This window comes from Haloarcula regularis (assembly GCF_029338315.1).
Lineage (GTDB): Archaea > Halobacteriota > Halobacteria > Halobacteriales > Haloarculaceae > Haloarcula > Haloarcula regularis.
On record NZ_CP119794.1, the window covers coordinates 795645 to 810800 of the forward strand.

At 66.4% G+C, this 15156-nt stretch carries 15 protein-coding genes and 4 pseudogenes; 13 read left to right on the plus strand and 6 right to left on the minus strand.

Going from position 1 to position 15156, the window contains the following annotated elements:
- Positions 1 to 853: 853 nt before the first annotated feature.
- On the plus strand, positions 854 to 1495 hold the full coding sequence (locus P1N55_RS04240) for a PH domain-containing protein (protein ID WP_276277736.1): 642 nt from the start codon (positions 854 to 856) through the stop codon (positions 1493 to 1495).
- Positions 1496 to 1672: 177 nt separating this feature from the next.
- Here the strand turns inward: P1N55_RS04240 and P1N55_RS04245 are convergent, their stop codons facing one another.
- Positions 1673 to 1843, minus strand: coding sequence for a DUF5786 family protein (locus P1N55_RS04245; RefSeq protein ID WP_276277737.1), 171 nt, complete (start codon positions 1841 to 1843; stop codon positions 1673 to 1675).
- 232 nt (positions 1844 to 2075) lie between these two features.
- On the opposite strand from P1N55_RS04245, the pseudogene P1N55_RS04250 reads away from it, so the two are divergent.
- Positions 2076 to 3997: pseudogene (locus P1N55_RS04250) on the plus strand (beta-CASP ribonuclease aCPSF1).
- Positions 3998 to 4018: 21 nt separating this feature from the next.
- Here P1N55_RS04250 and P1N55_RS04255 read toward each other — a convergent pair.
- The 3 genes from P1N55_RS04255 to P1N55_RS04265 form a co-directional block, all read right to left on the minus strand.
- A complete protein-coding gene (locus P1N55_RS04255; protein WP_276277738.1) occupies positions 4019 to 4300 on the minus strand; it encodes a YgaP family membrane protein in 282 nt (93 codons plus the stop codon).
- 147 nt (positions 4301 to 4447) lie between these two features.
- Positions 4448 to 5782 (minus strand): MFS transporter, encoded by a 1335-nt coding sequence (locus P1N55_RS04260; RefSeq protein WP_276277739.1) that lies wholly within the window; start codon positions 5780 to 5782, stop codon positions 4448 to 4450.
- Positions 5783 to 5826: 44 nt separating this feature from the next.
- On the minus strand, positions 5827 to 6870 hold the full coding sequence (locus P1N55_RS04265) for a DHH family phosphoesterase (RefSeq protein ID WP_276277740.1): 1044 nt from the start codon (positions 6868 to 6870) through the stop codon (positions 5827 to 5829).
- Between the two features lie 89 nt (positions 6871 to 6959).
- On the opposite strand from P1N55_RS04265, the gene P1N55_RS04270 reads away from it, so the two are divergent.
- Complete coding sequence (locus tag P1N55_RS04270; RefSeq protein ID WP_276277741.1) at positions 6960 to 7088, plus strand: hypothetical protein; 129 nt, start codon at positions 6960 to 6962, stop codon at positions 7086 to 7088.
- Positions 7089 to 7123: 35 nt separating this feature from the next.
- On the opposite strand, the gene P1N55_RS04275 is transcribed toward P1N55_RS04270, so the two are convergent.
- A complete protein-coding gene (locus P1N55_RS04275; protein WP_276277742.1) occupies positions 7124 to 7699 on the minus strand; it encodes a DsrE/DsrF/DrsH-like family protein in 576 nt (191 codons plus the stop codon).
- Positions 7700 to 7750: 51 nt separating this feature from the next.
- Entirely contained in the window at positions 7751 to 8008 is a 258-nt protein-coding gene (locus P1N55_RS04280; protein ID WP_276277743.1) for a sulfurtransferase TusA family protein, read from the minus strand.
- 260 nt (positions 8009 to 8268) lie between these two features.
- Between P1N55_RS04280 and P1N55_RS04285 the strand changes: the two are divergent.
- The 10 genes and pseudogenes from P1N55_RS04285 to P1N55_RS04330 all read left to right on the plus strand — a co-directional run.
- Positions 8269 to 8757 (plus strand): annotated as a pseudogene (locus tag P1N55_RS04285) (YeeE/YedE family protein); the annotation flags it as partial.
- A 3-nt stretch (positions 8758 to 8760) separates the two neighbouring features.
- Complete coding sequence (locus P1N55_RS04290) at positions 8761 to 9225, plus strand: DUF6691 family protein (protein WP_276278673.1); 465 nt, start codon at positions 8761 to 8763, stop codon at positions 9223 to 9225.
- Positions 9226 to 9392: 167 nt separating this feature from the next.
- Positions 9393 to 9947: a class I SAM-dependent methyltransferase gene (locus tag P1N55_RS04295; protein WP_276277744.1), complete on the plus strand. Its 555-nt coding sequence runs from the start codon at positions 9393 to 9395 to the stop codon at positions 9945 to 9947.
- Positions 9948 to 10045: 98 nt separating this feature from the next.
- The gene (locus P1N55_RS04300; protein WP_276277745.1) at positions 10046 to 10444 is read left to right on the plus strand and encodes a helix-turn-helix domain-containing protein; all 399 of its coding nucleotides are present in this window, start codon (positions 10046 to 10048) and stop codon (positions 10442 to 10444) included.
- Positions 10445 to 10448: 4 nt separating this feature from the next.
- Positions 10449 to 11703 (plus strand): annotated as a pseudogene (locus P1N55_RS19615) (M20 family metallopeptidase).
- A 70-nt stretch (positions 11704 to 11773) separates the two neighbouring features.
- Positions 11774 to 11902 carry a hypothetical protein gene (locus P1N55_RS19890; RefSeq protein ID WP_407067204.1) on the plus strand — a complete coding sequence of 43 codons (129 nt, stop codon included), beginning with the start codon at positions 11774 to 11776 and terminating at the stop codon, positions 11900 to 11902.
- 8 nt (positions 11903 to 11910) lie between these two features.
- A pseudogene (gene trxA / locus P1N55_RS04315) lies at positions 11911 to 12180 on the plus strand (thioredoxin); the annotation flags it as partial.
- Positions 12181 to 12326: 146 nt separating this feature from the next.
- A complete protein-coding gene (locus P1N55_RS04320; protein WP_276277747.1) occupies positions 12327 to 12968 on the plus strand; it encodes a spondin domain-containing protein in 642 nt (213 codons plus the stop codon).
- Between the two features lie 301 nt (positions 12969 to 13269).
- Positions 13270 to 14187, plus strand: a complete 918-nt coding sequence (locus P1N55_RS04325) for a methyl-accepting chemotaxis protein (RefSeq protein WP_276277748.1) — start codon at positions 13270 to 13272, stop codon at positions 14185 to 14187.
- A 15-nt stretch (positions 14188 to 14202) separates the two neighbouring features.
- Entirely contained in the window at positions 14203 to 15117 is a 915-nt protein-coding gene (locus P1N55_RS04330; RefSeq protein ID WP_276277749.1) for a methyl-accepting chemotaxis protein, read from the plus strand.
- Positions 15118 to 15156: the final 39 nt, after the last annotated feature.

A 15156-nucleotide genomic window follows, 5' to 3' on the forward strand; every position in this document is an offset into this window, starting at 1 on the left:
CAGCGGGAACGAAGGTGGAACTGTTCAATATATCGAATCCGCGCCAGCGCCTCCGGACCACGATCGGATCGGACGGGCGCTTCAGTGGCTCACTTCCCGGATCCGGATCGTACCACATCGTGTACTTCAACGAGACGGATGCGACCGGTCTGGTCAGAAAGCCGGACGATCTGCCGCTCGCGTACTTTCACTGAACGACGGATCTCCGAGAGTGGCGATCTCGGTGAATTCGTCCTCCCAGAAGGCCACCCGGTCTCTGTGCGCTGTGTCACCACCGGGGGGAACCCCATCGAGAACCTGCCTGTAAATTTCCGGGCAGAGAACGGGTCAGGGGTACGTCCCGGCGCGTTCACGACGACTCCTGCAGGGATGGTGAAGTTCACTGGCGCTTCACAAACCGGCGTCGAACTGGCAGGGAGGACGAGAGTTGAAGTCCAGCCCCACACCAGTCAGGAAGTCCGGACCCGCTCCAGACGATACTCGTCAACGAGCAAAGGGAGGTCGAGGTAACCGTGCCAAATCCGACCCAGTATCCGGACGTGAGGGTGAATGGCAGCGACGAGACGCCTACGCCAACCAGTACCGCAACACAGTCTTCCCGGGATAGCACAGGTCAATCAGGTTCCGACGACGGCGGAACGAAATCCACTGGCACCACCACACGATCCTCTCGGAGTGAGACGCCAACTGCCCGACAGAGTAGTGCCAGCGGGCCGGACAAGCGACAGCGTGGTTTCCTTTCAAACTCCGGAAATGAGCCGGAATTTCTATCGAACCCATTCAATTTGACCACGATGGGATTCCTCCTCTCGGTGGGCGGAATCGTCCACCAGATGGTTGGGGGATCGTAACGATGGCGCGAGGACTACCAGCGTTCTGGAGCACGCTGTTGGGCGCACCGTTCGTGATAGGAGGAGCGCACGTCTATATACAGAATCCAAGTCTCGCTGTCCCGAAAGAGGTAGGACTACCAGTGTTAGCGTTCGGGGCGTTCGTAATTCTCGTCGGCCTGTACATCCATTTTCTCGCGGCTCCAGAGCCACCCACTATGCAGGAGGACGAAGAAGTTCTGGACACGCGGAATCCGGCACAGCGGGCCGCAGCTGCGAAAACCGCGATCGGATTTAGTATGCTGCTGGTGACCGGCTACCTGCTGTTTTTTACGTTTAAGCCCTACGTCTATCCAACTGGCACGTTCGTGGTCGGATTATTCCTGTTTTCCACGGGATTGCACACCTACTGGACGAACACTCTGATCGTCTACTACGTAACCACCCATCGGCTGATCAAGGAATATCGGTTCCTGTCCCTGGTAAGACAGGAACTCCCGTTCGAGAAGGTTCGCGGTGTCGAGGAACGAAAAAGCATCTGGGAAGCGTTAGTCGGGTTGGGGAGCGTCCGGGTCGCGTCCGGCGGCGGCGGGACGCTGGAAATCGTCATCCAAAACATCTACTCGCCGACTGCTTTCGCCGACGAGATCCGGAATCTCGTCTGAACCACCCAGCCGAAAGTACCTGACAGGTTCTCACGGTTTTTGGGACGTTTCTCGGTAAGTAACGGTAGACGGACTCGACTCTGTGAGATGTGTTCACTGCACAAAGCGTTCATTCGGCAGGCATAACAGCTCTTCTATCACACACGTGACGGCACGGTCGAACGTTTTGCGACCGTCTCAGTCGTCTTTCATCTCGCCGAGCTTCTCGACGAGGTCCGAGGTGGAGGCCTCCGTCTCGAAGGACACCTCACCGTCGTGGTCGTTCTCGTGGACGGCCACGCCGTCGCTGTCGTCGGTATCTACGTTCTGGTCCTTCTGCTCAGACTCGTCGTAGCTTCCAAAACCCATACGAGAGACTGGGGGAACCAGCGGGAAAAAACGTCCGGTAGCCAGCGCCTCCGGCGTGTGGTACCGCGTCCCGTCTCGCGAGCGTCCATTGCGTTGGCGAAACACGGGCGCGCCCAGGACTCCGGGAAGCAAAGGTTCTTGTTTCTCCTCGGCTTTTCGGTAGACAACGATACTCGAGAGCCGTCGTTCTCGCGACGGCGACGTAATCTTCAACGGACAGGTTTCCCGTATCATGAGTACTGCAGACGAGACATTGGCGAAGATCAAAGCACAGGTCGAATCGGAGACGCCCAGCGACATCACCATCGAGTCGGTGACGTTCGAGGGGCCCGAACTGGTCATCTACACGCCGGACGCCCAGACGGTGGCGAACCGCGACGGCATCGTCCGGAACCTCGCCCAGACCCTCCGGAAACGAATCAACGTCCGTCCCACCCAGGACGCGCTTGTCCCCCCGAAGGAGGCCCAGCCCCGAATCGAGGAGATCATCCCCGAGGACGCGGGCGTCCAGAACCTGGATTTCGACACCCAGACCGGCGAGGTGTTCATCGAGGCCGAGAAGCCCGGGCGGGTCATCGGGCGCCACGGCGAGACGCTGGACCAGATCGCTGCGAGCGTCGGGTGGACGCCCGAGGTCGTCCGGACACCGCCGATGGAGTCCTCGACGGTCTCGAACGTCCGGAACTTCCTGAAACAGGAACGGGACGAACGCCGGGACATCTTAGAACGGGTCGGCCGGCAGATCAACCGCCCGATGACCGCCGACGAGGACTGGGTGCGACTGACGACGTTGGGCTGCTGTCGCGAGGTCGGCCGGGCCTCCTTCATCCTCTCGACCCCGGAGTCGCGCATCCTCATCGACTGTGGCGACAAGCCGGGCGCACAGGGCGAGGTGCCCTACCTCCAGGTGCCCGAGGCGCTCGCCGCTGGGCCCAACTCCATCGACGCCGTCGTCCTGACCCACGCGCACCTCGACCACTCCGCGCTCATCCCCATCCTCTTCAAGTACGGCTACGACGGCCCCATCTACACCACCGCACCCACCCGCGACCTGATGGGCCTCCTCCAGCTGGACTACCTCGACGTGGCCGCCAAGGAGGGGCGCACCCCGCCCTACGAGAGCCAGCAAGTGCGGGACGCCCTGAAACACACCATCCCGCTGGAGTTCGGCAACGTCACCGACATCGCGCCGGACGTGAAGCTGACGATGCACAACGCCGGCCACATCCTGGGTTCGGCGGTCTGTCACTTCCACATCGGCGAAGGTCGGTACAACGTCGCCTTCTCCGGCGACATCCACTACAAGGACACCCGGCTGCTCGACGGCGCGGTCAACGACTTCCCGCGCGTCGAGACGCTCGTCCTCGAGTCGACCTACGGCGGGAAGAACGACTACCAGACCGACCAGGAGGACTCCGAGCGCGTCCTCAGGAAGGTGATCAACGAGGCCCACGAGAAGGAGGGCAAGATTCTCATCCCCGCGTTCGCCGTCGGGCGCTCCCAGGAGCTGATGCTCGTCTTGGAGGAGGCGATGCGGAAGGGCGACATCCCGACGATGCCCGTCTACCTCGACGGGATGATCCGCGAGGCGACGGCCATCCACACGGCCTACCCGGAGTACCTCCGGAGCAACCTCCGCCAGCGCATCCTCTACGAGGACGAGAACCCGTTCCTGGCCGAGCAGTTCGCCCAGGTCGACGGCGGCGAGGAGATGCGTCAGGACATCGCCGACGACGAGCCATGCATCGTCCTCACCACCTCCGGGATGGTCACCGGCGGCCCGGTCATGTCGTGGCTCCGCCTGCTGGGCGGCGACCCGGACAACACGATGGTGTTCGTCGGCTACCAGGCCGAGGGGACGCTCGGACGGCAGATCCAGCGCGGCCAGGACGAGATCACGCTCTCGGACAACAGCGGCCCGCGCGCCGAGCGGGTCAGCCTGAAGATGGGCGTCGAGACGGTCGACGGCTTCTCCGGCCACGCCGACCGGCAGGGTCTCGAGACGTTCGTCGAGACGATGCACCCCCGTCCCGAGAAGGTGCTCTGTGTCCACGGCGACGAGTCCTCGACGAACCAGCGTCCTCGGCGCTCTACCAGAAGTTCAACATGCGGACGTTCAACCCGAAGAACCTCGAGACGTTCCGGTTCGTCTGAGACGGGGTTCGAAAAACGGGCTCAGTCGGACTTCGATTCCGGACCCACGTCTTCGGTGGTCGAGTGGGACCCACCGGACCGGAACGTGTTGAGCCCGATGAGCGAGTTCAGCGGGCACTTCTGGGTCAGGCCGGTCACCGTCAGCACCGCGCCGACGACGAGCAGCAGGGCGGCCACGACGAGCCCTGTCGTCCCCGCTGCGATGGTCAGGAGGCCGGCGATGGCGGCCACACCGACGACGAGGAGGACCGGTCCGAGCACGAGGCGAGCGATTCTGTCGATTCCGCCGACGTTCTTTTGCATGACTACGTCTCCACTATTGTATAGGACTCCCATCATTATGAAGGGTGCTGGTCGTTCCCGGAAGACGAGAACGCGTGGCCACGAGACGGCCCAGATGGCGGCTGCCGCCGCCGAAGCCAGGCCGTCGGCCGGCCGTTGCACGGCCGGTCACTCGTGGTCGGACGGGCGGGGTACGGTGGCCCGGCCCAGTGCCCCGTCGGGAGAGAGCCCCCGGAGCGAGCCGACCAGGAGCGCGCCGGCCAGGACGGCCGCACCCGCACCGAGGAAGGCGACCCCGAACCCGGCGACGTCGGCCAGCGTCCCGCCGAGGACGCTCCCGATGCCGGTCGCGAGCGTCGACAGGGCCGCGTAGACGCCGAGCGCCTCGCCACGGACGGCCGCGGGTGCGACGCGCGTGACGATGGTCCCCGCAGTGACGGCGATGACGGCCCACGAGAGCCCGATGATCGCAAACAGTGCACCCACAGCCAGCGTGCCGGCGAGTTCGCCGGCGACCCCACCGGCGACGACGACCAGCGGCATCGCTACCGACCGCACGCCGAGGGACCCGGCCTGCAGGCCCCGCAGGTCGTACCGGCCGCTGAGGCGTCCGGCGCCGGAATAGAACACCGCAGAGCCGAGGCTCGAAACGAGATAGAGCCCGAACACCGCCTCAGCGGTAAAGCCCGCGTCGGTCAGATAGAGAGGGAGCGGCGCGAAAAACGCCGCGAAGCCGGTGAAAAAGAGCACGACGGCGAGGAAGTACGTCGCCAGCGTCGGTGTGAACCGGTCGGCGAGCGCGCGCGGGCGGACCGTCCTGGTCGACCAGTACAGCCGGGTGGGGTTAAACAGGAAGGTGGCACCGCGGACACCCCGGCGGCCGGCAGAGAGGAGTCGCGCGACGCGCTCGGGGTCGACGTCCGCCAGGCGGCTCGCCGACGGCGACGGCATCCACCGGACCATGAGGACGGCCGCGAGCGCCGCGGCTGCACTCGCGGCGACGAACAGGCCCTGCTGAGCGAGATTCGGAGCGAGCACGCGGCCGGCCGTCGCGGACCAGACGATGCCGAGCAGCAGCCCCCCGGCCCAGCCGTAGCCCTGGTAGGTGTTGAGGAGCGCGATTTCGCGGTTCCACGCCGACTCGGGAACGTCGGCGACGACCAGGAGCGTCAGGACCGGTCCTGCGGCGGCGAAGACGAGCCACAGGGCCGCGTTGACCGCGATGAGGACCGGAATCGACGTGAGAAGCGGCGCGGCGGCGAGCAGGGCAGCGACGCCGACGAGACTGAACAGCACGAGCACGCGGGGCCTGGCCGTGCGGTCGGCCAGACGGCCCCAGAAGAGCGCTCCCGGAGCCCCGACGAACGCCGTGACCGCACCGAGGAGGCCCAGCTGGAACGGCGTCGCCCCGAGCTGGACGATGTAGAGCGGTACCAGCAGCGACGCCGCCCCCGCGGCGATAGACCCCAGTCCCCACGCCAGCAACCACCGGTGTTTGGCCATAGGTGCATCTCGGGCACGCCCCACTTAGTGGCTCGGCCGGGGGCTCACTCCTCGGTCGTCTCCCCCCGACTGTTGTCGTTGCTCTCGGCGAGGTTGAGCGCGCCCAGGAGTCTGGCGCTGACGACCTGTTCGACGATGTCGACAAGCTGCGCGTCGTCGCTGGTGTAGTCGGCGAAGATGCCGAGCGGTATCTGCCCGCCACCCATCTCGCGGTGGCCCCCGGCGCTGCCGACGTCGCTGAACGCCTCGTCGAGGACGTCGCCGATGTGCACGCGCGCGTCGGTCGACCGGCCGCTGAACTGGATCTCGTCGTCGATGATGCCGAAGACGATGGCTGTGTCGACGCCCTCCAGCGTCGCGAGGTAGTCGGCTGCCTGCGGGAGCGCGTCGCGCTCTCTCGTCCGGCCGACGTGCGAGAGGAGCACCGATCCCCGGACCGCGCGGTTCTCGATAGCGTCGGCGATGGCGTCGACCGTCGCACCGCTGACCGCCGGCGAGGACAGCTGTCTGAGCAGCTCCCCGTCGGCGAAGTCGTGGAGGTACCCAGCGGCGTCGTACTCGGCCCCTGTCGTCCCGCGGAGAAAGCCGAGGGTCTCCTGGCGGATGGCAAAGAGCAGGGCCGTCGCGAGCGTGGCGTCGACGTCGACGCCCAGTTCCTCGATGTACTCGGTGAGGATGCTCGCCGTCGCCCCGATCTCCTCCCGGTGGTCGACGAAGCGGGCGGTGATGTCCTCCGCGGGGTGGTGGTCGATGACGATGTCGACCGGCGTGCCCTCAGGGACCCGGTTGTTCTCGCCCGGGACGGAGTGGTCGACGAAGGCGACCAGGGACCCGCTCTCGCGGCCGGTGACGACCTCCGGGTCGAACGGCTGGAGGTCTATCTCGAGGAGGTTGACGAATGCCCTGTTTTGCTGGTGTGAGATGTCGCCGCTGTAGACGATGCGTCGCTCGTCGATGCCGGCCATCGCGGCGATGCGGCCGAGCGCGAACGCGCTCGCCAGACAGTCCGGGTCCGGATTGTTGTGACAGACGATGGTTATCTCCTCGCCCTCGACGAGCAGCGACCGCAGGTCCTGTGGCTCGCTCATCAGGTACTGCTTGCGGCGACAGGGTGAAATACCCTCCCCGCCGGTCGAGCGGCGCCAAGGTTCTCGGTCCTCCGGTCCCAACGGACGGTATGGACGAAACCCGTGGTGACGACGTGACCGCCCTCCCGTGGTACCTGAAGGTAGTCATCCTCCTGCTGTTGCTCGTCGTGCTGTTCGTCGTCGTCGTCGACATCCTGCACTTCGCGAGTGCGTTCTGAGACGCGGCTGGACCCGCGCAGCAAAACGGAGCCGCTCAGACCAGCAGCTGGATGTCGGCCTCGACCATCTCCTGGAAGGCGCTCGCGGCCCCGACGCCGGTGGTGACGCCGTCGTAGAAGTCGTCCTCGTCGTAGTCCAGCAGGTCGATGGTCATCTGGCACGCCTGGAGGTCGACACCGGTGTCCAGCGACATCTGGATGAGTTCCTCGACGGTGGCGACGTCGTTGTCTGCGATGCGCTTTCGCATCATGCGCGTGGTCATCGCGTCCATGCCGGGCAGGGCCGCGATGGCGTTGGGCATCGGCATGTTCGGGTTGCCGACGGCGCTGAGCTGGAGGTCCGAGGAGTGGTCCTCGTGGAGTATCTCCAGGCCCCAGAACGTGTGGAAGACGGTCACGTCGTAGCCGAAGGCCGCCGCCGTGCTCGCGAGGATGAGCGGCGGGTACGCCATGTCGAGGGTGCCCTTCGTGGCGATGATGACCATCTTCTTGGGGTCGTCGCCGACGTCGTCCTTGACGGCCGCGAGCTCGGCCTCGAGTTCCTCGACGCGTGACTCGAGTCGGGCCACGTCCGGCGTCGGTTCGCTCGCCGTGGTGTCGTCGGTGCTCATCTCAGCGCTCACCCTCCCCGCGGGTCGTGGTCGGCGAACTGGCCGGCATCATCAGGCCACCCTGGCGACGAAGTGCCGGAAGATCGTCTCGCCACCCTCCGCTGTCTCCTGCTGGTCGACCAGTTCCACGTCGGCCGTCGACTCGGCCCAGCCCCCGATGTCGCTCATGCTCCCGGGGTCCGTCGCCAGCACCTCGAGGGTCTCGCCCTCGGCGATGTCGTCGACCGCCTGTTTGGTCTTGACGACCGGCATCGGGCAGTTCTCTCCACGCACGTCGAGTGTCTCTGACACGTCGATATCTGAGTTCATCGTGATTCCTCGCCCGGTAGTATTGGCCAGTACGATAAAAACCCTGCGATAGTATTGCTCGACAGTTCCAATACAGTGGCTAGATTACCTGCACGAAACGTATTTCAGACCCATTCTATGGCGATATATCCCAGCGTATCCAAAGTCTTATTTTGCGTACTATACAAGACTCATGTAACGATGTCCCACCTAACTCACCGCGATACCGTCCACAGACCACCGGCCACAGCGGCAGGCTACTCGGAGGTGCTCGGGCGCCGATGACGGCGCTCGCACAGGTCGCGTTCGCACCCGAGCTGTTCCCCAACGGGATCGTCCAGTACCTCGTCGGCGGGTTCTTCGTCGGCCTCGGTATCAGCGTCATCTACCTCGGGTCCGGCATCATCGCGGGCAACAGCACGTTCCTGGAGACGTCGCTCTCCTACGTCTCGAAACTGCCGCGGTTCAACATCCCGCGGTTCGTCCAGTCGCGGGACTGGCGGATCGTCTTTACCGTGAGCATCGTCCTCGGGGCCGTCGCCTACAAGGCCCTCTTCGACCCGACCGTCTTCGTCACCGAGGTGCAGTGGTGGCGGCTCCTGGGCGGGGGCGTCCTCGTCGGCGTCGGCACCCGCATCGGGAAAGGGTGTACCGCGGGACACGGCGTCTGTGGCGTCGGCTCCGTCTCGCGGACGTCGATTGCCAACGTCGCCCTGTTCCTGGGGACCGCTATCCTCGTCGCGCTCGGCGTCGCGGCGCTGGGTGCGTCCCTGATGAGCGACGCCGGCCGCGGCCCGTACTTCACCCTGCTCATCGTCGCCGGGGGCCTCATCGAGGGGTTCGGGCTGGCCTACAGCGGGATGGCCAGGCCCGAGGTCGTCCTCGAGTTCCTCCAGCTCCAGGACTTCGGGCTGTTGCTCGTGATGGGGGCGGCGTCCGTCACCGCCGGGGTGACCTTCTGGGCCGCGACGACGTTCGGCGACCGGGCACCGCTGACGGGCCGGGCCTACACCAAGCGGGTCAAGTCGATGGACCGGAACGTCGCCGTCGGCGGCGTCGTCTTCGGCGTCGGCTGGGGCCTGTCGGGTATCTGTCCCGGCGCGGGCTACGCGAGCGTCGGCATCGGGAACTACCAGATACTCTGGGGCCTTGCCGGCATGTTCGTTGGCGCCTACGCGCAGGGGTACTGGCGGGCGCGCCGCTCGCGTGACAGCGCGAGTAGCGTGGCCGCCGACTGAGATGGCCAGCGTTCCCTCACGCCCGTCGTCGCGCCAGACGACAGGCCTACTGTCCCGCGACGACGACACCGGGACGATGGCACCGAACCCAGCGGTCCGGTCCCGACTCGCCCCGACGAATCGTCTGCTCACCGGCGGTCCGGTCACCGGGATCGGGGTGGTCTGACGTGGGCTTTCACACCTTCGACGCGGACAAAGCGGACCTGCTCGACGACGTCTCGCGGTTCCGGTTTTGCTCGCGCGACGAGCTCGTCGGCCACCTCGCGTGTGACCCGACGGCCACCGTCGCCGACCTGGGTAGCGGGACGGGCTTTTACACCGGCGAGGTGGCGCCGTTCGTCGGGACGCTCTATGCCGTCGACGTCCAGGCCGAGATGCACGACTGGCACCGCGAGAACGGCGTCCCGGCAAACGTGGACCTGGTCACCAGCGACGTCGCGTCCCTGCCCTTCGACGACGGTCACCTCGACGCCGCCTTCTCGACGATGACGTTCCACGAGTTCGCGTCGCCCGAGGCCCTCGCGGAGCTTCGCCGGGCCCTGGCCGACGGCGGCCGCGTCGTGACCGTCGACTGGTCGGCAAACGGCACGGGCGAGGCCGGCCCGCACATGGACGAACGGTTCAGCGCGGCCGAGACGGGTGCGCAGTTCGAGGCGGCCGGCTTCGACGTGCCCGTCACGCAGGAACGGCCGGATACGCTCCTGGTCGTCGCCGTCGCGTAGGACCGCGAGCCGGTTCTCGGAGCCGACGTGCTGCCGGCGCAACAGTAGTGTATAGAATCCACACACTTATGCTCGCGACGCCCGTACGTTGATATAGAATGCCAGAATCAATGAGTGAATACCTAAAGCAGGACATGGAGTGTGAGGGGCTGCTGGAGTGTTTCCACGGGTTGAAGGCGCTCGACAGGGAGATCTTCGGCGTCCTCGCGTCGGCCTCGGAGCCGCTGACCGTCGACGAGATCGCGGCGGCGGTCGACCGGGAACGCTCGACGGCCTATCGGGCGGTCCAGCGCCTGCTCCAGGCGGGGTTCATCCAGAAAGAGCAGGTCAACTACGACCAGGGCGGCTACTACCACGTCTACCTCCCCGCCGACCCCGACCAGATGGCCGACGACATGCAGCGGATGCTCAACGACTGGTACGCGAAGATGGGCCAGCTCATCCAGGAGTTCCGCACGAAGTACGACCAGCCCGAGCGGGCCGCGCCCGAGCAGTAGCGACGTGACCGACGCGACGGACGCGGTCGCGGCCTACCTCGCCGCCCGCCGCGAGACACTCGCGGAGACGGCGCTCGACTTCCTCGCTGTCGAAACGCAGAACCCACCCGGAGAGACGGCCGCGCTCGCGTCGCTCGTCGAGGACCGGTTCGAGGCGCTGGGGCTGTCGACGGAGCGACTGACGGTCGACCCGGCGAAACCGAACCTGCTGGCGACGCTGCCCGGCGAGCGCGACACCACCCTCCTCTACAACGGCCACTTCGACACCGTCCCCTACGACGAAGGCGAGTGGACACGCGACCCGCTGGGCGAACGTGACGGCGACAGACTCTACGGGCGGGGGGCGACGGACATGAAAGGCCAGGTCGCCGCGATGCTCGAGACGGCCGCGGCGTTCGTCGAGACGGACGCGACGCCGCCGGTCACCCTGCAGTTTCTCTTCGTCAGCGACGAGGAGACGGGCGGGCCGGCGGGACTGGAGTCGGTGCTCGACCAGCGCGACCTGTCGGCGGCCGGCTGTGTCATCGGCGAGACGACCTGTGACAGCGACCGCTACGCGGTGACAGTGGCCGACCGGGAGCATCTGGCTGACGCTGTCGGCGACGGGCCGGGGCGCCCACGGGTCGCGGCCGATGCTCGGCGAGAACGCCATCGACCGCCTCTACGGCGCCGTCGAGCGCATCCGGACGCAGTTCGGCGACGAACCGCTGGCCTTGCGCCCGGAACTGCGCCCCATCGTCGAGGAGTCGGTCGCCTACTACGAGGGGACGATGGGCGCCGACGTCGCCACCGAGCTCTTCGAGACGCCGACGGTGAACCTGGGGGTCCTCGAGGGCGGCCACAGCATCAACAGCGTCCCCACGCAGGCCACCGCCCGCGTCGACGTCCGCCTGACGGCCGGAGTCGACACGAGCGACCTGCTCGCGCGCATCCGCGACTGCGTCGCCGACTGCGAGGGCATCACCATCGAGGACGCCGACTGGAGCGTCGGCACGTACGAACCGATAGATAGCCCGCTCCCGACCGCCGTGGCCGAGACGGCGGGCGCGGTCACGGGCGAGCGTATCTACCGGCGGAGCGCCACGGGCGGCGGCGACGCCAAGACGTTCCGCAACGCCGGCATCCCGACGGTCGAGTTCGGCGTCGGCACAGACACCGTCCACGGCGTCGACGAGTACACCACCGTCGGGGCGCTCGTGGCGAACGCGACCGTCTACGCGCGACTGCCGGAAGCCTTCGCGACCGCGCTCGCTGGCTGACCGTCCGAGCGAGTAGTATTGCAACATACACACAAAACAATTAAGGGCGTCGGTCACCAAGGAACACTCGATGAGCAACGACGAGTCACTAGAGGAGATTCGAGAGAAGAAACGTCAGGAACTCCAGAACGGTACCGAAAACGATTCAGAAGCGCCTTCCCCGTCAGAACCGATACAGATACACTCGGTCGAGGACTGAACGAGGCGGTCGGTGAATACGACATCGTCCTCACGGACTTCTACGCGGACTGGTGTGGTCCGTGCAAGATGATAGCACCGACCGTGGCGGAGATCGCCGCGGAGACGGACGTCGCCGTCGCCAAGGTCGACGTCGACGCCAACCAGCAACTGGCCGCTCAGTACGGGGTTCGCGGCGTCCCGACCCTGGTGCTGTTCGCCGACGGCGAGCAGGTCGAAGAGGTGGTCGGTGTCAAGGGCAAGGACGCGCTGCTGTCGCTCATCCAGCGATACCAGTGACGTCGCCCGCCGGTCCGTGACGGCGTGAGCGGCGCCATCCGGGCGGGAATCGAACCGGAATTGGTAGAGACTCGGCGGTAATTCAGAAAAATCGATATGTCGGTCGCGGCCGACTGTCGGCCTGTCCCATCCGGGACAGAGACCACATGACTGCCCAGCAATCCACACCCACAGCAGGGATGAGCAGGCGCGGGTTCCTGCTCGCCACCGGCGCCGTCGGCCTCGGCGCGGTGGGCATCGGCGCGACCGCCGCCCAGACCGACGGCGCGAACGGCACTCGCACCTTCAGGGTGCGCATCGAGAACGTCTCCGACGGATCGGCGCTCCAGACGACAGACGGTGGGAAACCGGTCCCGCTCTCCCCGGGCGTCTACGCCGTCCACACGCGCGACGAACCCATCTTCAGCAGCGGCGCCCACGAACGCGACAACGGTCTCGAGGAGATCGCCGAGGACGGCTCTCCGGGCCGTCTCGCGGACGCTATCGCACAGCGTGACAGCGTCGTCAGCAGCGGCGCGTTCACCACGCCCGTCGGCGGCGACGGGCCTGCACCCCTGTTCCCGGGCGAGGCCTACGAGTTCGAGGTCACGGGCACGCGGGGACGACCGACGCAGTACCTCTCGCTTGTCACCATGTTCGTCCAGTCGAACGACCTGTTCTACGCGCTCGGCGGCCCGACCGGGATGGCGCTGTTCGACGGCAACGCCCCGCTCGCCGGGAACGTGACCGAGCACGTGAGCCTCTGGGACGCGGGGACGGAGATAAACGAGGAACCCGGCGTCGGGTGACCAAGCCCCGCGACAGCGCGCCGCCGGTATCGGCCTGGTCGAACGCGGGACTGTCGCCCACATCGACGCCGTCAACGGGTACGACTACCCGGCGCCGGACACCGTCATCCGGGTCCAGATCACCCCGTCGGGCGGCACCTGACGCCGTGACCTGACCGGGCCCGAATATGTACGGTCGAGCGGCCAAAGGGCCCGTATCGACGCCGTGAAATCGTCTGAACGATGTCCGGCTCTCAACTATGAGAATTCGAGGGTGTCAGTTAATACGGATAATTGATGACGCTGTAGAATGGGGTTCCTGATGAGTACGCTCGGCGACGGAAAATCGCCGGACGACACGACTGAAATGGCGGAGACGGCGGACGCGGCCGAGAGCGAGTCCATCTCCGTCCTGGCAGGGCTCGGGTTTCCGACACTCGTGACGGACACCCAGGGGCGAATCACGCGACTGAACGACGAAGCGCAAGCACTCTTCGCCGTCGACGCGACGGCGGCAGTGGGCAACCACCCCGAGGCGCTGCTCGACGAGGAGAGCACGGTGAGTAGCGCCGCCGAGGAGGTGATCACCACTGGGTCCGAGATTCAGGACCGCGAAGAGGAGTTCGTCGTCGACGGCAAGGCGATCCCGGTCAGTCGGACCGTGACGCCGGTGTTCGAGGACGGCGAGTGCGTCGGCGCCGTCGAGGTCGATCGCGACATCCAGGCCCGCATCGAGCGCCGCGAACGGACCGAGGCGCTCGAGCAGTACCAGGTCAGCCTGCTCGAGGACCTCCGGGCGACCCTGGCGAAGCTCGCCGACGGCGACCTGACCGTCGACCCGTCGGTCGACCCGCCCGAGGTGGACTACGACGAACTCCAGACCGTCTACGAGGAGTTCTCGGGGATGAACGACGACGTCCGTCGCGTGGTCGAGAACTTCGGTCAGGTGCTGACGTCGCTCACCGACCAGACCGGGGCCGTCGCCGAGACGAGCGACACGTTGAGCGCCTCGAGCGAGGAGGTCACCGCGTCGATACAGCAGATCGACGCGTCGACGGACGAGATGGCCGACAGCGCCGAGCGCCTCGCCAGCGACACCGAGACGGCCAACCAGACCGTCGACGATCTCTCGGCCTCTATCGAGGAGATAACCGCCACGGCCGAGGAGATACGCGCCCGCTCCGAGGAGGCCACCGACCTCACCGAGTCCGGCGTGACCGACATCAGGCAGGCCCTGTAGGAGATACGCGACGCGATGGCCGCCTCCTCGGAGGTCGCGTCGGAGATGGACCGGCTGGAGGAACACATGCAGGAGGTCGGCGACATCGTCGAGATGATAAGCGACATCGCCGACCGGACGAACATCCTCGCGCTGAACGCCAACATCGAGGCGGCGCGCGCCGGCGAGGCCGGGAGCGGGTTCGCCGTCGTCGCCAACGAGGTCAAGAGCCTCTCCGAGCAGTCGCGGGACTCCGCCGACGAGATCGTCGACATCATCGGCGACGCCCAGGAGATGACCGAGCACCTCGTGACGAGCATCCAGGACGCGAACGAGCGGGTCTCGACTGGAGCCGATTCCGTCGACGACGCCGTCGAGAGCATCGAGACGCTCAGAGACAGCATCCGCGCGACGAACCAGGGCGTCGACGAGATCACGGCGGCGGTCGACTCGCAGGCACAGGACGCCGAGGAGGTCAGCGCGGTCTTCGACGACACCGCCGCGATGGCACAGGAGGTCAGCGCCGCCATCCAGGAGATCGCCGCGGGCGTCGACGAGCAGACGGAGGCGATGGACCAGGTCGCGGACCGGGCGCAGTACCTCAGCGGCGTCAGCGAGGATCTGCACGAGCTCGTGGACCTGTTCCGCCTGGCGGAAGACGAGTCGGCGAACGTCGACGACGCCGCCACCGTCGCCGAGGCACAGATCACGTCCGTCGGGCGAGTCTACCGCGGCCGGCGGCACCGAGGACACGGGTGGCACCGAGGACGCCGGCGGCACCGACGACAGCGAGGGCCCCGACACGCTGACCCCCGCCGACTTCGAGTGACTACCGCCAGTCGCCCAGGTCGACGAGACAGTCAGCGACCAGCCACTCGCCGGGCACGTCGGTCGCCATCGAGACCGTGTCGCCGACGAATTCGAACGTGGGAGTTTCCATACACTATCTAAGCCCTCCGGCCGGCTATCGGTGATACCTACCCTGTTTGG